We start from the raw sequence: 22,546 nt of genomic DNA, 5'->3' as shown, positions 1-22,546 counted from the left end.
GCGCACGCACGATTTCATTGCAGACGCCGGCGCCTACCGCGTCACCGTGCACAAGGACGATCTGCCGGCGGTGCCGCAGGATGGGCGTGCAATTGCCTACGTCCGCCCGCACGATCTCGCGCTGCTGCCGGCCCACGATAGTGGTCCGGGGATCAATGTGGCCGTGCGCCGCGCGATCCCGCTGGGCGGTACGGTGCGCGTGGAACTCGCCGCGCCCGGCGACGCCGTGTGGGAGGCAGAACTCACGCGCTCGGGATGGAAGGCGCTCGGCGCCGAGGCCGGCGCCACACTGCGCGCGGTGCCGCGTCAGCTGCGGGTGTTTTCCGCGCAGGCGTGAGTCGCACGGTGCATCGAACGACACAACAACAAGCTGAAGCCATTTGGCACACGTAAATTGACGTCTCAAGACGTCACGGACAGACAAAGCAACAGGGCGGAGTCACATCATGAATTTTCAGCAATTGCGCTATGTGCGCGAAGCCGTTCGGCAGAACCTCAACCTGACGGAAGCGGCCAGTGCGCTGTACACGTCCCAGTCGGGCGTGAGCAAGCAGATCAAGGATCTCGAAGACGAACTCGGGGTGGATGTGTTCGTGCGTCGCGGCAAGCGTCTCACGGGACTGACCGAGCCCGGCAAGGCTGTGCTGCAACTGATCGAGCGCATGTTGCTCGACGCCGAGAATCTGCGTCGTGTGGCGCGTCAGTTTGCCGATCAGGACAGTGGCCATCTCGTGGTGGCAACGACCCACACGCAGGCACGCTATGCGCTGCCGCAGGTCATCAAGCAGTTCACGAGCGTGTACCCGAAGGTGCATCTGGCGCTGCGTCAGGGCAGTCCGCGCCAGATCGCGCAGATGGTCATCGATGGTGAAGCCGACATTGGCATCACGACCGAGGCGCTCGATCGGTTTCCCGATATCGTCACGTTCCCGTGCTATTCCTGGCATCACGTTGCCGTCGTGCCGAAGGATCACCCGCTGGTCGGGCGTGAAAGCGTGACGCTCGCGGACATTGCCGAATATCCGATCATCACTTATGACGGCGACTTCACGGGCCGCTCGCATGTCGACAAGGCGTTTTCCGATCAGGGGCTGGTGCCGGACATCGTGCTGACGGCGCTGGATACGGACGTGATCAAGACATACGTCGAACTGGGGCTGGGCGTGGGAATCGTGGCCGCCATGGCGGTCGATCCGCGCAAGGATCAGGATCTGGCCGTGCTGGAACTCGACAACGCGTTCGAGCCGAGCACCACGCGGATCGGCTTGCGTCGCGGCGCGTTCCTGCGCTCGTATGCTTACCGCTTCATCGAAATGCTTGCCCCGGCGCTCAAGGAGCAGGAGATCTCGACGCAACTGCGCGAAGCGCTCGAGTTCGCCGCCTGACGCGGCCAAAGCCACACCGCCCGGGGCTGGCCGGTACACGTTTTCAGGCGTTGTCCGGCGTGTCCCTGTCGTTCGGCCGTGTGCCGGGCATCGATCCCGCCCTCTGAGGCGGGATCGATATTTTCAGCGATTGGGAAGCCGGGCAGTATTGGATACAATCGTTGACATGACTTTGACCTCATTCAACCCGATTCCTCATTACACCGTGTCCTCGGGCGACCTGCCGCGCATTGCGCTGCTCGCCACGGGCGGCACGATCGCGGGCAGCGCGGCCGATGCAACGCGCACCGCCGGTTATCAGGCCGGGGCGCTTGGTGTCCAGGACTTGCTGGCGGCTGTGCCGGCGTTGGGCACCGTTGCGCATATCCACGCGGAGCAAGTTGCGCAGATCGATAGCAAGGACATGAGTGTGGCGCTCTGGCAGAAACTCGCCGCCCGCGTGAACGCCTTGCTCTCGCAGCCCGATGTGGCCGGGGCCGTGATTACCCACGGTACCGATACGCTCGAAGAGACCGCGTACTACCTGCATCTGACCGTCAATAGCCGCAAACCGGTGGTGCTGACCGCCGCGATGCGGCCCGCCACGGCACTCTCGGCTGACGGGCCGCTCAACCTGCTCAACGCCGTGCGAGTCGCCACCGATCCGATTTCGGCGGGACGGGGGGTGATGGTCGCGATCAACAATCAGATTCACTGTGCCCGCGACGTCATCAAGACGAGCACCTACAAGGTCGACGCCTTCCATTCGCCGGAAATTGGCGTGCTGGGCTGGGTGCAGGACGAGCGCGTGGCGTACCAACGTGCGGCGTTGCAGTACCACACCGTCGAGAGCGAGTTCGTCGGACTCTCGGGCGAGTTGCCTGCGGTGGAGGTGGTGTCGAGCTATGCCGGGGTGTCGCGGATCGCTGTCGATGCGCTCGTGGAAGCCGGCGTGCAGGGTATCGTGGTGGCGGGCACGGGCAACGGTTCGCTGCACTCGCTGCTGCAACAGGCGCTGGCCGAGGCGGTACAGCGAGGTGTGACGGTCGTGCGCGCCGCCCGCGTGGGCAGCGGGCATGTGATGCACAACGGCGCCGCCCCCGACGATCAGTATGGGTTCGTGAGCGCGGGCAATTTGCACCCGTTCAAGGCGCGTGTCCTTCTGATGCTGGCATTGCAGGCTGGCGTGCCGCGCGAGCGCATGCAAAGCGTATTCGTCGAGTATTGACCTCGGGTTGCGCTGCCACGGCGCTTCGGCACGGACAAAAAAATACGGCGCCCGCCGTTCTTTCGAACGACTTGCGCCGTGACGCTCGGCGAGGCGTCATAGACGCCTCTGCCTGTCCTGCCGGTATGCTGCGCTACCTCTCTTCTCCCTGCTGACGGCTTTGACAGCCGCTTCCTTCGTCTTCTCGCGAACTACCCCGTAAGCCGGTCGCGCCGTCATGCGACGGTGTGACCCGGCCGTGTGTTCGGATGTGACGTCGGCTGGCGAGCACCGGATGTTGCTGCCCGGTGCTCGCCAACTTCCGTCGAATCTCCCTGATTGCCTGACGTTACAAGGCGGCCGAGGCCGCCGAGACCCTCTGCAGGATCGGTGGGTTACGCCACGGTGTGGTTCGCCAGCATTTCCAGCGCGCGCACCATGCCCGAGTGATCCCACGCGGCGCCACCGTTGGCGGCGCAAGCGTTGAACAACTCCTGGCACGTTGCCGTGTTCGGCAGCGAGACGCCGAGGGCCTTGGCGCTCTGGAGCGCCAGATTCAGATCCTTCTGGTGCAGGGCGATGCGGAAGCCCGGCTCGAAGTTGCGCTTGACCATGCGCTCGCCATGCACTTCCAGAATGCGCGACGAGGCGAAGCCACCCATCAGAGCCTCACGCACCTTGGCGGGATCGGCGCCGGCCTTCGACGCGAACAGCAGGGCTTCGCCCACTGCCTCGATGGTCAGTGCCACCACGATCTGGTTGGCGACCTTGCAGGTCTGGCCGGCACCGCTTTCGCCCACGAGGGTGATGTTCTTGCCCATCAGTTCGAAGAACGGCTTCACGTCGTCGAACGCGGCTTGCGAGCCACCGACCATGATCGAGAGCGAGGCGGCCTTCGCGCCGACTTCGCCGCCCGAGACCGGGGCGTCAAGGTATTCCGCGCCCAGCGCCTTGACCTTCTTGGCGTATTCCTTCGTTTCAATCGGCGAGATGGAGCTCATGTCGACAACGATCTTGCCCGCCGAGAGACCTTCGGCGAGACCGTCCTGACCGAACAGCACGGCACCGACGTCCGGGGTGTCCGGCACCATCACGAAAATGATGTCGGCGCGCTTGGCGACTTCTTTTGCCGACGTGCAAACGGTGGCCTGACCGTCGATCAGGTCCTGCGGGGGCGTGCGGCGCTCGTACAGGAACAGCTTGTGACCGGCGTTTTGCAGATGCTTCGCCATCGGCGCGCCCATGATGCCCAGACCAATAAAACCGAGTTGTGCCATTTCGAGACTCCTTGTTGCCAAAGTTTGATGTGGGGTTCGCTGACGCCCGGACGAGCAGGGCGGTGGCGCGCAAGCGCGTCCCCCGTGCTCCGGCCGCATGCCCCCTGCATGCGGCCGGCGGGGCCCTTCCTCGTCGAAACCCGGTCAGCTGGCGTATTGCGCGCGTCGCTTCTGTCGCGATTTGCCGCTACGCCGTCGTATCGTGTGCACGTCGCCGGGGGAGGCGTCGTGCGGGAAGTGGGGGCGAATGACCGATCAGGCCGCTTCGCGCAAGCCCGCTGCCTTGAACCAGCCAAGGCCGTCGGTCGTGGTAGTCGCGGGCTTGTACTCGCAGCCGATCCAGCCGTTGTAGCCAATGCGATCAAGGAACGCGAACAGGTAGGCGTAGTTGATCTCGCCCGTGCCCGGCTCATTGCGGCCCGGGTTATCGGCCAGTTGCACGTGAGCGATGCGCGCCAGATTCGTCTCGATGGTCTTGGCGAGTTCGCCTTCCATGCGCTGCATGTGATAGATGTCGTACTGCAGGAACAGGTTGTCCGAGCCGACCGCGTCGAAGATCTCCAGCGCCTGCTTCGTGCGGTTCACGAAAAAGCCGGGAATGTCGTAGGTGTTGATCGGTTCGACCAGCAGACGGATCCCCTCTGCCTTGAGCGCATCGGCCGCGAAGCGCAGGTTGTCCACCAGCGTTTTTTGCGCGACGTCCGTTGACAGATCGGCGCCTTGCTTGCCCACGAGGCAGTTCAGTTGCTTCACGCCCAGCGCCTTGGCGTAGGTGATCGCTTCGCCCACGCCGTCGCGGAATTCGCTCACGCGATCCGGGAAGATGGCGATGCCGCGCTCGCCGGCTTCCCAGTTGCCGGCGGGCAGGTTGTGCAGCACGAGGTCGAGCTGGTACTGATTCAGCTTGTCGGCGATCTGGTCGCGGTGAAACGAATAGGGGAACAGAAACTCCACGCCGCGAAAGCCCGCTGCGGCGGCCGCCTTGAAGCGGTCGAGGAACGGCACCTCGTTGAACAGCATGGTCAGGTTGGCGGCAAATTTCGGCATTGCGCTGACTCCTCTCTCTCTTTTTCAGGGGGTGGTTTCGACGATTTCGATGCAAGGGTGTTGCCGGGTTGCGGGGCGCGCACTTTGGCCGTTCACGGGGTCTAGCCGAAAGCGGAGGGGACGCACGCGCCCCGCAATCCTGTTGCAGTGCTGACGAGGTAAGGCTTACGCCGTCACTGCCTTGTCTTCTTCCACGATGTCGATGATTTCTTCGAACTCGTTGACGTTGTTGATCTCGGTGCCCATCGCGATGTTGGTCACACGCTCGAGAATCACTTCCACGATCACCGGCACGGAGAATTCGGCCATCAACTTGCGAGCCTGCGCAAACGCGGGCTGGATGTCGTTCGGCTGGAACACGCGGATGGCCTTCACGCCGAGGCCTTCAGCGACCTTCACGTGATCGACGCCATAACCGTTCAATTCCGGCGAGTTGACGTTCTCGAACGCGAGTTGCACGCAGTAATCCATGTCGAAGTTGCGCTGTGCCTGACGGATCAGACCCAGGTACGAGTTGTTCACGACCAGATGGATGTACGGCACCTTGAACTGTGCGGCCACGGCCAGTTCTTCGATCATGAACTGGAAATCGTAATCGCCCGAGATCGCCACCACGTCCGACGACGGCGAGGCCACCTTGGCACCGATCGCTGCGGGCACCGTCCAGCCCAGCGGGCCTGCCTGGCCGCAGTTGATCCAGTGACGCGGCTTGTTCACGTGCAGGAACTGCGCGGCGGCGATCTGCGACAGACCGATGGTCGAGACGTAGCGCACGTCGCGGCCGAAGAACGCGTTCATTTCCTGATACACGCGCTGCGGCTTGATCGGCACCTGATCGAAATCCGTGCGGCGCAGCATGGTGCGCTTGCGCTTCTGGCAGTCGGCCACCCACTGCGAGCGATCCGGCAGACGGCCGGCGGCCTTCAGTTCTTTGGCGACTTCCACGAACAGCTTCAGGGCGGCCTTGGCGTCGGAGACGATGCCGTAGTCCGGGCCGAACACGCGACCGATTTGCGTCGGCTCGATGTCGACGTGGACAAACTTGCGCCCCTTGGTGAAGACTTCCACGCTACCGGTATGACGGTTGGCCCAGCGATTGCCGATGCCCATCACGAAGTCCGAGGCCAGCATCGTCGCGTTGCCGAAGCGATGCGACGTCTGCAAGCCAACCATGCCGGCCATGAGCGGGTGGTCGTCGGCGATGGTGCCCCAGCCCATCAGCGTGGGCACGACCGGCACGTTCACCGTCTCGGCGAATTCGACGAGCAGGTCGGCCGCGTCGGCGTTGATCACGCCACCGCCCGAGACGATCAGCGGGCGTTCGGAGGCGACCAGCATCTGAATCGCCTTTTCGATCTGCGCACGCGACGCCGCAGGCTTGTACACCGGCAGCGGTTCATACGTCTCCGGATCGAAGTCGATCTCGGCGACCTGCACGTCGAACGGCAGGTCGATGAGCACCGGACCCGGACGGCCCGAGCGCATCAGATGGAAAGCCTGCTGGAACACGCGCGGCACGAGCGCGGGCTCGCGTACGGTCACGGCCCATTTGGTGACCGGCTTGGCGATCGACTCGATGTCGACGGCCTGGAAGTCTTCCTTGTACAGACGGGCGCGCGGTGCCTGACCCGTGATGCACAGGATAGGGATCGAATCGGCCCAAGCGGAGTACAGACCGGTAATCATGTCGGTGCCTGCGGGGCCCGACGTGCCGATACACACACCGATGTTGCCGGCTTCGGCGCGCGTGTAGCCTTCGGCCATGTGCGACGCGCCTTCCACGTGGCGAGCGAGCACATGCTCGACGCTGCCAGCCTTGCGCAGTGCCGAATAGAACGGGTTGATGGCGGCGCCGGGCACGCCGAATGCGGTGGTGATGCCTTCCTTCTCCAGCACTCGGACGGCGGCCTCTACGGCGGTCATCTTGGCCATGTGACTCCTCCAATGGGTAATGAGTAATGATCTTGGAGGTCACTTTAAGCCGGTACGATTTGTTTGATAAGATCACAAAAGATCGTTTTTTTAAGAACAAAAAGTATCGAATGGAGACGTGATGGACCGTTACAAACAGATTGAGACCTTCGTGCAGGTGGCTGAAGCGGGCAGTCTGGCTGCCGCAGCGCTCAAGGAGGGCGTCTCGCCGGTAATTCTGGGGCGACGTATCGATGCGCTCGAAAAGCGGCTCGGCATCAAGCTGATGTATCGCTCGACCCGCCGGCTGGCGCTCTCGGAAGAGGGCGGCGCTTTTCTCGAGCGTTGCAAACAGTTGCTCGGCGACTGGGAGATGGCGGAGAACGAGATCAGTGCAGGGCGTCATGCCGTCTCGGGGCACTTGATCGTGTCGGCGCCTGCGGCGTTCGGCCGCAAGCACGTCGCCCCGCATGCGCCGGCGTTCCTGCGATTGCACCCCGAAGTCCAGATTTCGTTCAATCTGACCGATCGCGTGGTCGACATCGTGCGCGAGGGCTACGACATGGGGATTCGCATCGGCGGCTCGGTCGATCCGAATTTCGTGGCCGTCAAGCTCGCCCAGAACCGGCGCGTGGTGTGCGGCACGCCGGCGTATTTCGCCCGACACGGCCGCCCCAAGACGCTGGAAGACCTGGCCAAGCACAATTGTCTGGCGTTCAACCTGCAAGGCGGGCAGCAGCGAGGCTGGTACTTCAAGCGGCAGGGCAAGCTCGTGACGACACGTGTGGCAGGCAATCTGGACTGTAACGACGGCGAACTGCTGCACCGCTGGGCGTTGGAAGGTCTGGGGCTCGGCTGGCGCTCGACGTGGGAAATTCAGCGCGAACTGCTCTCGGGAGAGCTGGAAACCGTGCTCGACGAATATGCGCTGCCCGACTACGACATTCTCGCCGTGTACCCGCAGCAGCGCTTCCAGCCGGCCCGCGTGCGGCTGTTCATCGAGCAGTTGCGACAGATTTATGCGCGTCCGAACTATTGGCTGGAAAACGCCTGAACGAAGGGTGGGCGGTGTGCGAGGGGCGGGCGTTGGGAGGCAGGGGGAAGAGGGGCTGCCCGGCACCGATAGGGCGGGAGTTGATGATCGACATGAATTCCGCTAGAATCGCGGGTTCTGCAACCTTGCTGCACTGGTTCTGACGCCCAGGCGGCTTTGTCCATAAGGAGCTCTATATGCGTCATTATGAAATCGTATTTATCGTTCACCCCGATCAGAGCGAGCAAGTGCCTGCGATGATCGAGCGCTACAAGGGCATGGTGACGGCCAAGGCTGGTCAGATCCATCGCGTCGAAGACTGGGGCCGCCGTCAACTGGCCTACATGATCGAGAAGCTGGCGAAGGCCCACTACGTCTGCATGAACATCGAGTGCGACCAGGAAACCCTGGACGAGCTGGAACACGCATTCAAGTTCAATGACGCCGTTCTGCGCCACCTCGTGGTTCGCATGAAGAAGGCTGAGACGGCGCCGTCGCCGATGATGAAGGAAGTGGCCCGCGAAGAAGCCAAGAAGGCTGCCGCCGTGCCCACGACCGAAGCCGCCGCTTCGTAATAGCGCACCGGAACGCATCAGGGTGCTCACGGAAACATCGAACGCGTGAATCGTCTACGGCTCGAGGCCAGCATTGTCGAAATCGGCACGCTGCGCTATACCCCAGCCGGACTTCCTGTGATCGATGTCACGCTGGCCCATGCGGGAACTGTCGAAGAATCGGGCGTTGCCCGGCAGGTCGAGTTTTCGATGCCAGCCGTTGCGATAGGTCCCATCAGCGCCAAAGTCATGGCGTTGGGACTCGAGAAGCCAGCCCAGTGGGCAGGTTTCCTGGCCAAGAAGCATCGCAATAGCCGAACCCTGGTGTTTCACATCACAGCATTGCAAGAATTTGAAAAGGATTGTTGAACATGCCGCGTCCTAACGGTAAAAACAAGAAGTTTGATCGCCGCCGCCAACAGCAAAACCCGCTGTTCAAGCGCAAGAAGTTCTGCCGCTTCACCGTCGCTGGTGTCGAGCAGATCGATTACAAGGATGTCGAAACGCTGAAGGACTTCATCGGCGACAACGGCAAGATCACCCCGGCTCGCCTGACGGGCACCAAGGCGCACTACCAGCGCCAGCTCGATACGGCCATCAAGCGCGCGCGTTTCCTCGCGCTGATGCCGTACACCGATCTGCACGGTGCTTAATCGCCAGTCGACGAAGGAGAATAGATAATGCAAGTGATTCTGCTGGAAAAGGTCGTCAACCTGGGTAACCTGGGCGACATCGTGAAGGTCAAGGATGGTTTCGCACGTAACTTCCTGATCCCGACCAAGAAGGCCCGTCGCGCCACCAAGGACGCGATCGCCGAATTCGAAGTTCGCCGCGCCGAACTGGAAAAGGCTGCCGCCGAGAAGCTGGCTGCTGCACAAGCCGAAGGCGAAAAGCTGAGCGGTCTGACCGTGCAAATCTCGCAGAAGGCGGGTGTTGACGGTCGTCTGTTTGGCTCGGTCACCAACTTCGATATCGCTGAAGCCCTGGGCACCCAAGGTTTCAAGGTCGAGAAGATGCAAGTGCGTATGCCGAATGGCCCGCTCAAGACCGTTGGCGATTTCCCGGTCCAAGTGGCGCTGCACACGGACGTCGTTATCGACGTGAACGTGTCGGTGCTGGGCGAGCACGCCTAAGCCGTATCCGCGTCAGCTTCCCGACGCGAATAAAAGACGGAAGCCGGTCCGCCGGCTTCCGTTTTTTTATGTCTGTTCGTTCTGATCTGACGGTTGCGGGAACCCCCGCTGCCGGTCATGCGCTGATCCAAGCCGACCGCCTTCCGGTTGCGCTCCCTTCCACGTTCGTTACGTTCGATAGCTCCACCTTATGCTGCCTCCAGGGAAACTGCTGAACAAACCGCGTTCGGAAAAATCGTCGCGCAAGCGGGATTTTGCCGGAGGAGACCGTGATCGCGGGGACGGTATAATGCCCGGCATGAACGCGCCCGATCCCCAGCTCGATTCACTCAAAGTGCCGCCGCACTCTATCGAGGCGGAGCAATCCGTGCTCGGTGGGTTGCTGCTCGATAACAGCGCATGGGATCGTATCGGCGACTTTCTGGCCGACTCGGATTTCTACCGCTACGACCACCGGATCATCTACCAGCATATCGGCCGCCTGATCGCTGGCGACCGTCCTGCCGACGTCATCACCGTTTTCGAATCGCTCACCTCCGCCGGCAAAGCCGAGGACGTGGGCGGGCTTGCCTATCTGAACGCGCTGGCGCAAAACACCCCGAGTGCGGCGAATATTCGCCGTTACGCGGAAATCGTGCGCGACCGCGCGGTGCTGCGCAAACTGGTGACGGTGGCCGACGAGATTGCGTCGGATGCCTTCAACCCGCAAGGCAAGGAAGTGCGTCAGATGCTCGACGAGGCGGAGGCGAAGGTCTTCGCCATCGCGGAAGAGGGTTCGCGCAGCACGAGCGGCTTCCTTGAGTTGCAGCCGCTGCTCACGCAGGTGGTCGAGCGCATCGACGAGCTGTATCACCGTGAGGGTGGCAGCGACATCACCGGGATTCCGACCGGGTTTGTCGATCTGGATCGCATGACGTCAGGGTTCAACGGCGGCGATCTGATTATCGTGGCCGGCCGTCCGTCGATGGGTAAAACGACCTTCTCGATGAACATTGGCGAACATATCGCCGTGGAAGAAGGGCTGCCCGTCGCCGTGTTCTCGATGGAAATGCCGGGCACGCAGTTGGCCATGCGTATGCTCGGTTCGGTGGGGCGCCTGGATCAACATCGTCTGCGCACCGGCAAGCTGGTCGACGAAGACTGGCCGAAGCTCACGCATGCCATGCAGAAGATGAACGAGACGCAGCTTTTCGTCGACGAGACGCCTGCGCTCAACCCGATGGAGTTGCGTGCACGGGCGCGTCGTCTTGCGCGTCAGTGCGGCAAGCTCGGTCTGATCATCATCGATTACTTGCAGCTCATGAGCGGTTCGGGCGGCGGTGAAAACCGTGCGACCGAGATTTCCGAAATTTCGCGTTCGCTCAAGGGGCTCGCCAAAGAGCTGAACGTGCCGGTGATTGCGCTCTCGCAGCTCAACCGTAGTCTCGAACAACGCCCGAACAAGCGCCCGGTCATGTCGGATTTGCGCGAATCGGGCGCTATCGAACAGGATGCCGACATCATTCTGTTCATCTATCGCGACGAGGTGTACAACCCCGATACGCCCGACAAGGGCACCGCCGAGATCATCATCGCGAAGCAGCGTAATGGTCCTATCGGCCACGTGCGTCTGGCGTTTATCGGCGCTTACACCAAGTTCGACAATCTGGCAGGTCCCCAATACTGATGCATTGATTTCCGCCTATTAGTAAGGGCGTGCGGTGACGCGCGCCCCTAACGAGGTAGAATGTGACGTTTTTGTGTCGACCCGTCCCCTTTCAATACCCGGAGTTTTCCAATAATGTTCGGTCGCTTCATGCCCACCGAGGGCAAGTTCTTTGAGCTGTTCAACCAGCACGCGGCGTGCATGGTTGCCGGCAGTCGCGAACTGTCTGCCATGCTCAACGATCTGCCCAATGCCGAGGCACGTACCGTTGCAGTGCAGAACAACGAGAAGAAAGCGGATCGCATCACGCACGAGACCATCGATCTGATGCACAAGACGTTCATCACGCCTTTCGATCGCGATGAGATCCATAAGTTGATCAGCACGATGGACGACATCCTGGATCTGATGGAAGACGTGGCGACGGCCGTGTGGATGTACGACGTCAAGAGCGTACCCAGCGAAGCGCGTACGCTCGGCGAGATCTGCGTGAAGTGCTGCGAGCGCGTGCAAAGCACCGTGGCGCTGCTCAACGATATGGATCGTGCCCGCGACATTCTGAAGCTCTGCGAAGAGATCGACGGTCTCGAGTCGGAGGCCGATCGCCTGCTGCGCGCATCGCTGTCGAAGCTGTTCCGCGAAGAATCCGACGTGAAAGAGCTGATCAAGCAGAAGGCTGTGTCCGAGTTGCTCGAATCGGTGACCGATAAGTGCGAGGACGTTGCCAACATCATCGAAGGCATTGTGCTGGAAAACGCCTGAGCGGAGACTTTCGATGGCAACGTTGCACATCAGCCTTTGGCTGATCGGACTATTGATCGCTCTGGCGCTCTTGTTCGACTTCATGAACGGCTTTCACGACGCCGCCAACTCGATCGCTACGGTGGTCTCGACGGGCGTGCTCAAGCCGCACCAGGCGGTGGCTTTCGCCGCCATGTTCAACGTCATCGCGTTGTTCGTCTTTCACCTGAAAGTCGCGGCGACGGTGGGCAAGGGCACGGTGCACCCCGAGATCGTCGATCACTACGTGATCTTTGGCGCGCTCGTGGGCGCTATCGCGTGGAACATCATCACCTGGTACTACGGCATTCCCTCGAGTTCGTCGCATGCGCTGATCGGTGGCCTGGTCGGCGCCGCAGTGGCCAAGGCGGGCACGGGGTCGCTCGTTGCGAGCGGTCTGCTGCAAACCGTGGCGTTCATTTTCATCTCGCCACTGCTCGGGTTCGTGCTCGGCTCGTTCTTCATGCTGCTGGTGTCATGGCTGTTCTTCCGAACGCCACCCGCCCGTGTGGATCGCTGGTTCCGTCGCCTGCAACTGGTGTCGGCCGGTATGTACAGCCTGGGGCATGGCGGTAACGACGCCCAAAAGACCATCGGCATCATCTGGATGCTGTTGATCGCTGCGGGTATGTGGCCGCAGGAAGCGGCTGAGCCGCCGCTGTGGGTGATCGTGGGCTGCTATCTGGCGATCGGTCTGGGCACCATGTTCGGTGGCTGGCGTATCGTGCGCACGATGGGGCAGAAGATCACCAAGCTCAAACCGGTGGGGGGATTCTGTGCCGAAACGGGTGGGGCGTTCACGCTGTTCTTCGCCTCGTGGCTTGGCGTGCCGGTCTCGACCACGCACACGATTACCGGGGCCATCGTGGGCGTGGGCGCCACACGCAAGCTCTCTGCCGTGCGCTGGGGCGTGGCAGGCAATATCGTCTGGGCATGGGTGTTGACGATCCCGGCCTCGGCGTTCATCGCCGCGATCGCCTGGTGGGTGGGCAAGCAGATCCTGTGATGCCTTTGCTGTGCCGTCGTCACGACGGCATATGTGCCCGGCAACATGAAAAAAGCGGCTTCGGCCGCTTTTTTTGTCCTCGCCTCGGGATGCCGGCATTGCTATGGCATATCGCCATCATGGGGAAAATCAATTTCAATAGTTAATTGCGATTGATTATCATTTTGTCATAGTGTTTTATCGAACCCCGTTGGAGGCTAATATGAGCACACTGATCCATCATTCCCTGCGTAGCCGTCCACTCGCCGCGCTCATGGGCGTGGCAATCAACATTGGCGGCGCCGCGACACTGCTTGCACATCTGCGCTGACTCACGGCGACACTCTGCCCATACGGAGGGCGTATGCAACGCGACGCATTCGAGCGAGAACTGGCTCTGGAGGGCTTTACGGAGCTGGTGAAGGTAACGAGGGAGTCGGGCGATCTCGACGTACACGCGCACCCCTTTGAGGCGAAGGCGCTGATTCTTTTCGGCGAGATCGCCATTCGCGTGGGCGACAGCGAGCGCGTGTACTACGAGGGCGACGTCTTCCATCTGAAGGCCAACGAAGCGCATGCCGAGCGTTATGGCCCGGCTGGTGTGCAGTATCTCGTTGGCCGAAAGACCTTACATTGAGCTATTGGCGAAGCGGGCGATGGGATCGTCGTCCTGCGAGGGCGACGTGGCGAGGTTCGCCGTGCTGCTCGGCGGCGAGACCTGAGGCATGTCCATCGGCGAGGGCGTGGCGGCCGTGAGCGGCCGGTTCGGTGCTGTGTTCCTCGGCGTTGCCGATGCTGCTGGGGTCATCGGCACGTTCGCTAGCGGTGCTGCTGCCGGCGTCTGCGCGACCGTGTCGGGCGCAGAGCGATTCACATAGGTCGTATTGCCTGCGGGCGCCTTGTTGGCGGCTACGCGCCGAACGCCATCGATCCGGCGTGCCCAATACGGGACATACAGACTCTCCAAACGTACCGTGCCGCCCGTGTTCGGTGCGTGCACGAACTTCCCCTGACCGACATAGATACCCACATGCGAGTGGGCGCGTCCGGTCGTATTGAAAAAGATGAGGTCGCCCGAGGCGAGATCGTCACGCTCGAGCGGTGTGCCGACGCCACTCATGTCGGCCGTCGTGCGCGGCAGATTCACGCCGGCGGCGCGCGCCACGACATAGCGGACGAGGCCGCTGCAATCGAAACCGGAATCGGGGGTGTTGCCGCCGTAGCGATAGGGAATGCCGACGAGGCTCATCGCTTCGAGCGTGATTTCCTCCTGACCGGCACTGCGCTCTGGCCCGAGCGTGCGGTTGCCATAGTTTGCAGTGCTGCCTTGTTTGACAGACGGGCCGGACGAACAGGCTGCGACCAGCAGCGTGAGCGTCAACGCGCCGGCGCACCGCCACAGCGCGTTCGGCAGGACTGCCGGGGGCGTCACGTAGCGAGCCAGAAAGCGAGGCGTGCGGAGAGGTCGCTGAATTCGCATGCGCCGAGTTTACGACGCTTGCCGGACGAATGCATGGCAAAAGTGCCGAAATACGGATGTTCTGTGGCATCGATGTCACAAATACGCGGATTCCCGGGCGATTTTGTCATCGACGGGCCATGTTGCCTGCGTCGACGGGAATAAAAAACGGCGCCCGAAGGCGCCGTCGTGATGAGCATTGAAGGCTCGGTCTGGCCGGAGAGCGTCAGAGAATTTCCCCGGCGTAGTCGGCCAAACGTGAGCGTTCGCCGCGCGCGAGCGTGACGTGTCCGCTGTGCCCCCAGCCCTTGAAACGATCCACCACGTAGGTGAGGCCTGAGCTGCCTTCGGTCAGGTACGGCGTATCGATCTGCGCAATGTTGCCCAGACAGATCAGCTTGGTCCCCGGACCTGCGCGTGTGACGAGCGTCTTCATCTGTTTCGGCGTCAGGTTCTGCGCCTCGTCGATGATGACGAACTTGTTCACGAACGTGCGCCCGCGCATGAAGTTCATGCTCTTGACCTTGAGTCGCGAGCGAATCAGTTCCTGCGTGGCGGCACGGCCCCATTCACCGGCCGAATCGTCCGTCTTCTGCAGCACTTCGAGGTTGTCGTCGAATGCGCCCATCCACGGTTGCATCTTCTCTTCCTCGGTGCCCGGCAGGAAGCCGATATCTTCACCGACGGGCACGGTCGCGCGCGTGATGATGATTTCGTTGTAGCGCTTCTCGTCGAGCGTTTGCGCCAGACCTGCGGCAAGGGCGAGCAGTGTCTTGCCGGTACCGGCCTGGCCAAGCAACGTGATGAAGTCGACTTCGGGATTCATCAGCAGGTTGAGCGCGAAGTTCTGCTCGCGGTTGCGCGCCGTGATGCCCCACACATTGTTCTTGTGGTGCCCATAGTCGCGCAGCGTCTGCAGCAGCGCCGTCTTGCCGTTGATCTCGCGAACCTGCGCGTAGAACGGCGCCTCACCGTTGTTCGTCTCGAGATAGACGAACTGATTGATGAGGAAATTCATGCACAGCGGGCCGGTGATGCGATAGAACGTGGTGCCGGTACGGTTGTCCTGCCAGCTCTCCATGCCCTTGCCGTGCTTCGTCCAGAAGTCCGGCGGCAGTGCCATCACACCCGAGTACAGCAGATCGCTGTCCTCGAGCACCTTGTCGTTGAAATAATCTTCCGCAGGCAGGCCGAGCGCATGCGCTTTGACGCGCATATTGATGTCCTTCGACACCAGCACGACCTGACGATCGCGGAACTTGTCCTGCAACGCCCGCACGACGCCCAGAATCTGGTTGTCGGCCTTGCCTTGCGGCAATCCTTCGAGCGGGGGTACGTCGGTGAGGTCCGTCTGGAAGTACAGGCTGCCCGTGGCGTCCTTGTTGCCGAGCCGCGAGAGCGGAATTCCCTCGGCCATCGACTTCGTGCCGCTTTCCGCGACCAGCCCGTCGAGGGTACGGCTCACCTGACGCGCGTTGCGCGCCACTTCCGACATACCCTTCTTGTGGTTGTCGAGTTCCTCCAACGTCATCATCGGGAGATAGACGTCGTGCTCTTCGAAGCGGAACAGGCTACTCGGGTCGTGCATGAGCACGTTCGTGTCGAGCACGAAGAGCTTGGCGGGTTCCTGGTCCTTGTTGCGGGCACGCTTCGAACCACCGCTCGTCGCCGTCGATTTCACGGCTTTGAGAGACGGGGTTGCGCCGGTCGAGTCGGCGGACGGGGGCGATTGGGGCGAGCGTGCTGCGGGCGACGGCTGTGGTGCAGTCTGCGTCGCGGGACCTGTTTTGGGGACGACCTTCAACTCGGCCGTGCCAGCCGCACCGGACGTCTCGCCCAGGGCGTGTTGTTCAGATGAGGGGATCGGTTTCTTGGCCTCCGTGCGCGAAGGTTTGAGGCGAGTGGGGAATTGTTCCGGGGCAAGCAGCGTGCCCGGTTTGGTCGGCGCCGATGGCAATGGCATAGATTTCCCGTTCAAGAAAACACAACACTACTCGGCCAGGACAGACAGCGATACCACACGTCCCGGCAACAAAAAAGCCGCCTGCCCGGACGCACCGGAGAGGCGGCTTGGCTGAAGGCGCCGCCGTGGCGACGCCTGCAATAGTCTCGTTCAATGCGCTTGATCATTACGGCCGACTATAACGTCTCTTGCCGTACTTGTATAGCGTCGAATGTCCTCACCGGCGGTGGCGATCGGCCTGTTCGCAACACCGGTGCGCATAGCGCTCGCACCGGTTCGCCGGCGATGTCCAGCACTCGATTCCTGCGCGGCATTACGCATGCCGGCCGGTGGTCAGAGCGCCTGTACGGCAGCCAGGACTTCAGCCACGTGATCGGGCACGCGCACGCCGCGCCATTCCTTGCGCAACACGCCCTTTTCGTCGATCAGGAAGGTGCTTCGCTCGATACCCATATGTTCCTTGCCATACAGTTTTTTCAACTTGATGACACCGAACAACTTGCAGACGGCTTCGTCGCCGTCCGAGATCAGCGGGAAGGGCAGTTCGAGCTTTCGCTGAAAGTTTTCATGCGAGCGCAGACTGTCGCGCGATACGCCGATGATCTGCGCGCCGGCAGCCTGGAACTGATCGTAGCTGTCGCGGAAATTCATGCCTTCCGTGGTGCAGCCAGGGGTGTTGTCCTTCGGGTAGAAGTAGATCACTACCTTCTGGCCGCGATGCGCCTTGAGCGAAAAATCGCCGCCAGTGGCCGGTGCGGTGAAATCGGGCACGGGAGTGTCGATGGCTACCGTCACTTTGGTCTCCTTGGGTGGCCTTGCGAGGCCGGAACGGGGAAGTGGATCGAAGCGGGCAAACAGGCTGACGGACAAACCGATTCAGCCCGCCGCCTCGCCCTCGAGAATCAGATCGCCTGAGCGGCCCGGAATTTCGCCCCACACGACGGGATGCGCCGGCAGCGAGGCGAGATCGAGCGTCTCGTAGTACTGGCCCATCGTCACCAGATCGTGCCCTTGACGACGCCATCCGGCCAGCAATTGACGGAACAACGGGGCCAGCTTCTGGCCTTCAAGTTCTGCGTGAAGCGTGAACACGTGATGTTGCGCCGGATCGCGGGTCAGGGCAAGCAGGTGCTCGGCCACGCCGTGGATGTCGCGGCCGTCGATGCCGAGCAACTCGTCTACCGTGGGCAGCGTCGTCGGCATCTGGACATGCTTGAGTCGAACACCGTCGACGATCGGGTAGTGCGGCGCCGTGCCGCGCCCATCCGAGGCGTACTTCATGCCCCAGGCGTCGATCTGTCGGAAGGCGTCGTTGTTCATTTGCCAGCCGGCGGCGCCGTGAGTGAGCGGTGGCGCGCCGAAGATCTGCGTGAAGCGCGCATGGGCCTGCGACATCTGGCGCTGCGTCCACGCGGCGTCGCGCGTGCGCACGTTGTCCTGCCAGTAGGTGTGGTCCCAGGTGTGGATACCGGTCTCGTGGCCGGCCGCCTGCACGGTGCGCATCACGTCGGCGGCGCGCCGCCCGATGTCCGGGCCGGGGAGCAGGGTGCCGTACATGAGCGTCTTGAAGCCGTAGTGTTCAACGACCGAGGTACGTGAAACTTTCTTCAGAAAACCGGGGCGGAAGACGCGTTTGAGCGCCCAGCCGGTGTGATCCGGCCCGAGGCTGAACAGGAACGTCGCTTGCGCCTCGTGCTCGGCTAGCGCGTCGAGCAGGTTGGGCACGCCTTCGCGCGTACCGCGCAGGGTGTCGACGTCGATCTTCAGGACAATCTTGGCCATAGCCGCCCTTGAGTGGAGGACCGCACACGCTTCGTGCAATACCTCGAATGTCGAATGAAAAATGTCGAGTCAAAAACGCCCGATGCGCCGAGGGCGCACCGGGCGTTCAGTGCTGCGGGCAGCTCGCCATCCGAAAACGCGGGCCGGCGCCTTGCACCGTGACTCGTAATTCGCTGACGCGCTTACTCGCCTTCGACCAGACGGCGGGCTTCCGCGACATGGCCGCGATACGCTTCGAAAATCTTGCGCAGTGCGTCGTCCATCGAGGTTGTCGGCGCCCAGCCGAGTTCCTGCATGGTGTTCTCGATCTTCGGCACGCGGTTCTGCACGTCCTGATAGCCGTTGCCGTAGTAGGCGCCCGACGACGTTTCGACGAGTTGAACCTTCTTGGCCGTGTCGGCGTACTCGGGGTACTCGGCAGCCAGCTTGAGCATCATGTTGGCCAGCTCGCGCACCGAGAAGTTGTTCGTCGGGTTGCCGATGTTGTAAATCTTGCCGCTGGCAACGTTGTCCTTGTTGTCGATGATGCGCACCAGGGCGTCGATACCATCGTCAATGTCGGTGAAGGCGCGCTTCTGGTTGCCGCCGTCGACCAGGCTGATGTTCTCGCCGCGAGCAATGTGGCCGAGGAACTGCGTGACCACGCGCGACGAGCCTTCCTTCGGCGTATAGATCGAGTCGAGACCGGCGCCGATCCAGTTGAACGGGCGGAACAGCGAGAAATTCAGGCCTTCCTGCATGCCGTAGCCCCAGATCACACGATCCATGAGCTGCTTCGAGCAGGCGTAGATCCAGCGCGGCTTGTTGATCGGGCCGTAGATCAGCGGCGAGTTTTCCGGGTCGAATTCGCCGTCGGTGCACATGCCGTAGACCTCGGAGGTCGACGGGAACACCAGATGCTTGCCGTACTTCACGGCCGAGCGCACGATCGGCAGGTTCGCCTCGAAGTCGAGTTCGAACACGCGCAGCGGCGCCTTCACGTAGGTGGCCGGGGTGGCGATGGCGACCAGCGGCAGGATCACGTCGCACTTGCGAATGTGGTACTCGACCCATTCCTTGTTGATCGTGATGTCGCCTTCGAAGAAGTGCATGCGCTCGTGGTTGATCAGATCGCCCAGGCGATCCGTGAGCATGTCCATGCCATAAACTTCCCAGTCGGTCGTCTCCAGGATGCGCTTCGACAGATGGTGGCCGATGAACCCGTTGACACCGAGAATCAGGACTTTTTTCATATTACGGTCAGTGATTGAGCTGGGAAAACTGTTCCGGCGTGACAGGCTTGCCGTCCAGCAATAGTTCATGAATGACGACGGCATTTGCGTCGCCGCAAACGCCAAGGAGCGCATTATCCACTACTTGCAGTCCGCAGGGCAAACCGGCGGGAACCGGGGAGCGTGACAGGCGGGCGCGCGTGACGACCCAGCGGCGGTCTGCGGCGTCGGTAAATGCGCCGGGATAGGGCGGTGCGACGGCGCGAATCAGGTTGTAGACGTCCTGCGCAGACTTCGACCAGTCGATCCGGCCGTCTTCCGGCTTGCGTCCACCGAAATAGCTGCCTGCGCCCAGATCGTTGATGTGACGCGGTGCCGTGCCGGCGATAAGGCCGGGCAGGCAGCGCCAGAGCGTCTGCTCGGCGGCGACCGTCACCTTCTCGAAAACCTCGCCTGCCGTGTCGTCCGGCAGAATCGGTACGGCCGTCTGGTCGATGATGGCACCGGCGTCGGGCTTGGCGGCCATTTCATGCAGCGTGGCGCCCGTTTCCGTTTCGCCCTTCAAAACCGCCCAATTGACCGGCACACGGCCACGATACTTCGGCAGCAGCGACCCGTGCATGTTGAACGCCCCTTGCGGGGCGATGTCGAGCACTGCCACGGGAATCATATGGCGGTAGTAGAACGAGAAGATGAAGTCTGGCGCGATGGCACGGATTTGCTCGGTCAGCGCGGGATCGGCCGGATCGTCGGGGGTGACGACCGGGATGCCGTGCTCGGCAGCGACACTCGCGACGCTGCCGAACCAGATGTTCTCGTTCGGGTTGTCCTGATGGGTGACGACGAGCGCAACGTCGACACCGCGCGCGAGCAGCACCTGCAGGCAGCGCACGCCAACGTTGTGATAGGCGAAAACGACGGCTTTGGCACTCATGACGCGTGCGACCCCAGTTCGGTTGCGCCGGTGGCCTGGCTGGTGTCCGAAGTGCTGCCGCCGGCATTCTCCGGGCGGCCCGACGATCGGTCTTCCAGTACGGCTTGCACCAGATAGCGCGGGCGCTGGCGAACTTGCTGGTAAATGCGGCCGATGTACTCGCCGAGCAGGCCCATGCCGAACAGAATCACGCCCAGCAGGCAGAACGTGACGGCGAACAGCGTGAAGACGCCCTGGACTTCCGAGCCGAACAGGAAGCGGCGGGCGATCAGCACGATGAACAGCAAGCCGGAGGCGGCAGACAGCGAAATGCCGACGCCCGAGAGCCATTGCAGCGGCACCACCGAGAAACCGGTAACGAGGTCGAAATTCAGGCGAATCAGGCTATAGAGCGAATATTTCGATTCGCCCGCAAAGCGCTCTTCGTGAGCGACGTCCACTTCCGTCGGGTTTTGCGCGAACGTGTAGGCCAGGGCCGGAATGAACGTGTTGATTTCACGGCATTGATTGACCGTATCGACGATGTGGCGACTATAGCCGCGCAGCATGCAACCCTGATCGGTCATGCGGATGCGGGTGATGCGCTCGCGCAGGCGGTTCATGGCGCGCGAGGCATGGCGGCGGAACCACGTGTCCTGACGGTTCATGCGCACCGTGCCCACGTAGTCGTGGCCCGCGGCCAGTTGTGCAACGAGCTTGCCGATTTCTTCGGGCGGATTCTGCAGATCGGCGTCGAGCGTGACGACCCACTCGCCACGCGTGTGTTCGAAGCCGGCCAGAATGGCCATGTGCTGTCCATAGTTGCCATTGAACAGCACGACGCGCGTCACGTCCGGACGCGCGCGGTACTGCTCGGCGAGCAGCGCAGCCGAACGGTCGCGGCTGCCGTCGTTGACGAACACCACTTCGTAAGTCACGCCCAGCTGGTCGAGCGCCGGATATAACCGGGCGAAGAGGGCGGCGAGTCCGGCCTCCTCGTTATAAACCGGGATGACGACGGAGAGTTGTGGACAATTCATTTTTGATGGTCAGCGCAAATAGCGTTAACGGCGTCACAGACGCGGGCAACATCGGCGTCGCTCATCGCGGGGAAGAGCGGCAGCGTCAGCAGCCTGCGGCTGAGGCGTTCCGTATGCGGGAACTGCCCCTCGTGGAAGCCTAGCGAACGGTACATTGTAAACAGGTGGATGGCCGGGTAGTGCACGCCGCTGCCGATGCCGCGCGCCTTGAGCTGTTCCATGACGCCGGCGCGGTCGATCGTGAGGTGCTCCAGCGGCAACTCGACCTGGAACATGTGCCAGTTCGAGTTCGTGAAGTCGGCGTGCGGCAGACCGAGGCCGAGCGCCACGGCAGGGCCGCTCGCGAACGTGTCGAAGTACAGGCGGGCCAGTTCCGTGCGGCGACGGTTGAAGGCTTCGAGATGCGGCATCTGGCCAAGACCGACGCGTGCGGCGACGTCGGTGAGGTTGTACTTGCCGCCAAGCACGTCGACGTCCATGCCGTCGAAGCCGGTGCGGGTCACGCCCTGAAGGCGGTACTTCTCGGCCAGACGTGCTTCGTCCTCATTGTTGAAGACGAGTGCGCCACCTTCGATGGAGGTCAGGTTCTTGTTGGCGTGGAAGCTGAACGAGACGAGATCGCCGAGGGCGCCGATACGCTTGCCGCCCCAGGTCGAGCCCATGGCTTGCGCGGCGTCTTCGATCACACGCAGGTTGTGACGGCGCGCGATGTCGTACAGGCGGTCCATGTCGACCGGCAGTCCGGCGAGATAGACGGGAATGATGGCGCGCGTCTTCGGCGTGATGGCTTTTTCGAGCAGGTCGAGATCGATGTTGCGCGTGGCCGGATCGACGTCGACGAATACGGGCGTCGCGCCGACTTCCAGAATCACATTGGCCGTCGCGACCCACGACAGCGGCGTGGTGATGACTTCGTCGCCGCTTTGTACGCCTGCAATGCGCAGGCCGATCTCAAGCGTCGCGGTGCCCGAATTGAACACGCGCACAGGGCGTCCGCCAAAAAATTCGGACAGCGCCTTCTCGAAGGCCTGGACTTGCGGGCCCGAGGTGATCCAGCCGGAGCGCAGGACTTCGGTGACGCCGGCAAGGGTGGCGTCGTCGATGCTCGGCCGCGTGAACGGCAGGAACGGTTGATTCGAAGGGGAAGTTGCCGAGTCGCTCATGATGTAAGACTAAGCCTCAGGTAAGCATTGGGGGAGTGCGTCTGCGCGTGATGCGGCGCTTGCGTCGATGCCATCGGGC

At 62.2% G+C, this 22,546-nt stretch carries 23 protein-coding genes; 12 read left to right on the top strand and 11 right to left on the bottom strand.

What is annotated here, in order from left to right:
* Window positions 1-46 precede the first annotated feature (46 nt).
* The 3 genes from PI93_RS25100 to PI93_RS16965 all read left to right on the top strand — a co-directional run bounded on the left by PI93_RS25100 (window position 47) and on the right by PI93_RS16965 (window position 2,592).
* A complete protein-coding gene (locus PI93_RS25100) occupies window positions 47-337 on the top strand; it encodes a TOBE-like domain-containing protein (protein WP_370834594.1) in 291 nt (96 codons plus the stop codon).
* A 109-nt stretch (window positions 338-446) separates the two neighbouring features.
* Window positions 447-1,385, top strand: a complete 939-nt coding sequence (locus PI93_RS16970) for a CysB family HTH-type transcriptional regulator (RefSeq protein WP_010803792.1) — start codon at window positions 447-449, stop codon at window positions 1,383-1,385.
* Window positions 1,386-1,551: 166 nt separating this feature from the next.
* A complete protein-coding gene (locus PI93_RS16965) occupies window positions 1,552-2,592 on the top strand; it encodes an asparaginase (RefSeq protein WP_052240750.1) in 1,041 nt (346 codons plus the stop codon).
* A 374-nt stretch (window positions 2,593-2,966) separates the two neighbouring features.
* On the opposite strand, the gene glxR is transcribed toward PI93_RS16965, so the two are convergent.
* The 3 genes from glxR to gcl all read right to left on the bottom strand — a co-directional run bounded on the left by glxR (window position 2,967) and on the right by gcl (window position 6,827).
* Window positions 2,967-3,848 (bottom strand): 2-hydroxy-3-oxopropionate reductase, encoded by an 882-nt coding sequence (glxR, locus tag PI93_RS16960; RefSeq protein WP_039371992.1) that lies wholly within the window; start codon window positions 3,846-3,848, stop codon window positions 2,967-2,969.
* Window positions 3,849-4,103: 255 nt separating this feature from the next.
* Window positions 4,104-4,895, bottom strand: coding sequence for a hydroxypyruvate isomerase (gene hyi / locus PI93_RS16955; protein ID WP_039371994.1), 792 nt, complete (start codon window positions 4,893-4,895; stop codon window positions 4,104-4,106).
* A gap of 165 nt (window positions 4,896-5,060) precedes the next feature.
* A complete protein-coding gene (gcl, locus tag PI93_RS16950; RefSeq protein ID WP_039371996.1) occupies window positions 5,061-6,827 on the bottom strand; it encodes a glyoxylate carboligase in 1,767 nt (588 codons plus the stop codon).
* A gap of 121 nt (window positions 6,828-6,948) precedes the next feature.
* On the opposite strand from gcl, the gene PI93_RS16945 reads away from it, so the two are divergent.
* From PI93_RS16945 to PI93_RS16905, 9 genes are all read left to right on the top strand, one after another.
* Entirely contained in the window at window positions 6,949-7,860 is a 912-nt protein-coding gene (locus PI93_RS16945) for a LysR family transcriptional regulator (RefSeq protein WP_039371999.1), read from the top strand.
* Window positions 7,861-8,036: 176 nt separating this feature from the next.
* Window positions 8,037-8,414: a 30S ribosomal protein S6 gene (gene rpsF, locus PI93_RS16940; RefSeq protein ID WP_039372000.1), complete on the top strand. Its 378-nt coding sequence runs from the start codon at window positions 8,037-8,039 to the stop codon at window positions 8,412-8,414.
* Between the two features lie 45 nt (window positions 8,415-8,459).
* Window positions 8,460-8,762, top strand: coding sequence for a primosomal replication protein N (priB, locus tag PI93_RS16935; RefSeq protein ID WP_039372002.1), 303 nt, complete (start codon window positions 8,460-8,462; stop codon window positions 8,760-8,762).
* Between the two features lie 2 nt (window positions 8,763-8,764).
* Window positions 8,765-9,046: a 30S ribosomal protein S18 gene (gene rpsR, locus PI93_RS16930; RefSeq protein WP_039372005.1), complete on the top strand. Its 282-nt coding sequence runs from the start codon at window positions 8,765-8,767 to the stop codon at window positions 9,044-9,046.
* A gap of 27 nt (window positions 9,047-9,073) precedes the next feature.
* Window positions 9,074-9,526 (top strand): 50S ribosomal protein L9, encoded by a 453-nt coding sequence (rplI, locus tag PI93_RS16925; RefSeq protein ID WP_039372009.1) that lies wholly within the window; start codon window positions 9,074-9,076, stop codon window positions 9,524-9,526.
* Window positions 9,527-9,824: 298 nt separating this feature from the next.
* Complete coding sequence (locus tag PI93_RS16920; protein WP_039372107.1) at window positions 9,825-11,192, top strand: replicative DNA helicase; 1,368 nt, start codon at window positions 9,825-9,827, stop codon at window positions 11,190-11,192.
* Between the two features lie 114 nt (window positions 11,193-11,306).
* Window positions 11,307-11,933, top strand: a complete 627-nt coding sequence (locus PI93_RS16915; protein ID WP_039372012.1) for a DUF47 domain-containing protein — start codon at window positions 11,307-11,309, stop codon at window positions 11,931-11,933.
* Between the two features lie 13 nt (window positions 11,934-11,946).
* Entirely contained in the window at window positions 11,947-12,957 is a 1,011-nt protein-coding gene (locus PI93_RS16910; RefSeq protein WP_039372017.1) for an inorganic phosphate transporter, read from the top strand.
* 343 nt (window positions 12,958-13,300) lie between these two features.
* Window positions 13,301-13,573, top strand: coding sequence for a cupin domain-containing protein (locus PI93_RS16905; protein ID WP_039372020.1), 273 nt, complete (start codon window positions 13,301-13,303; stop codon window positions 13,571-13,573).
* Here the strand turns inward: PI93_RS16905 and PI93_RS16900 are convergent.
* From PI93_RS16900 to PI93_RS16865, 8 genes are all read right to left on the bottom strand, one after another.
* Entirely contained in the window at window positions 13,565-14,416 is an 852-nt protein-coding gene (locus PI93_RS16900) for a C40 family peptidase (RefSeq protein WP_080759253.1), read from the bottom strand. The two genes, PI93_RS16905 and PI93_RS16900, sit on opposite strands and share 9 nt — an antisense overlap.
* 205 nt (window positions 14,417-14,621) lie before the next feature.
* Window positions 14,622-16,358 carry a PhoH family protein gene (locus PI93_RS16895; RefSeq protein WP_039372026.1) on the bottom strand — a complete coding sequence of 579 codons (1,737 nt, stop codon included), beginning with the start codon at window positions 16,356-16,358 and terminating at the stop codon, window positions 14,622-14,624.
* 333 nt (window positions 16,359-16,691) lie between these two features.
* Window positions 16,692-17,153 (bottom strand): peroxiredoxin, encoded by a 462-nt coding sequence (locus PI93_RS16890; RefSeq protein WP_039372029.1) that lies wholly within the window; start codon window positions 17,151-17,153, stop codon window positions 16,692-16,694.
* Window positions 17,154-17,234: 81 nt separating this feature from the next.
* Window positions 17,235-18,140, bottom strand: coding sequence for a polysaccharide deacetylase family protein (locus PI93_RS16885; RefSeq protein WP_039372032.1), 906 nt, complete (start codon window positions 18,138-18,140; stop codon window positions 17,235-17,237).
* A 182-nt stretch (window positions 18,141-18,322) separates the two neighbouring features.
* Complete coding sequence (locus PI93_RS16880; protein ID WP_052240752.1) at window positions 18,323-19,372, bottom strand: bifunctional UDP-4-keto-pentose/UDP-xylose synthase; 1,050 nt, start codon at window positions 19,370-19,372, stop codon at window positions 18,323-18,325.
* Window positions 19,373-19,379: 7 nt separating this feature from the next.
* Entirely contained in the window at window positions 19,380-20,285 is a 906-nt protein-coding gene (locus PI93_RS16875) for a formyltransferase (protein ID WP_052240753.1), read from the bottom strand.
* Window positions 20,282-21,304: a glycosyltransferase gene (locus PI93_RS16870; protein WP_039372033.1), complete on the bottom strand. Its 1,023-nt coding sequence runs from the start codon at window positions 21,302-21,304 to the stop codon at window positions 20,282-20,284. The genes PI93_RS16875 and PI93_RS16870 overlap by 4 nt, the downstream gene beginning before the upstream one ends.
* Window positions 21,301-22,467 carry a DegT/DnrJ/EryC1/StrS family aminotransferase gene (locus tag PI93_RS16865; protein ID WP_039372035.1) on the bottom strand — a complete coding sequence of 389 codons (1,167 nt, stop codon included), beginning with the start codon at window positions 22,465-22,467 and terminating at the stop codon, window positions 21,301-21,303. Before PI93_RS16865 ends, PI93_RS16870 begins: the two co-directional genes overlap by 4 nt.
* Between the last annotated feature and the right edge of the window lie 79 nt (window positions 22,468-22,546).

This window comes from Pandoraea fibrosis, assembly GCF_000807775.2.
Taxonomy (GTDB): domain Bacteria; phylum Pseudomonadota; class Gammaproteobacteria; order Burkholderiales; family Burkholderiaceae; genus Pandoraea; species Pandoraea fibrosis.
The sequence above is the reverse complement of the archived record's forward strand: the minus strand, read 5'-3'. Positions and strand labels throughout refer to the sequence as shown.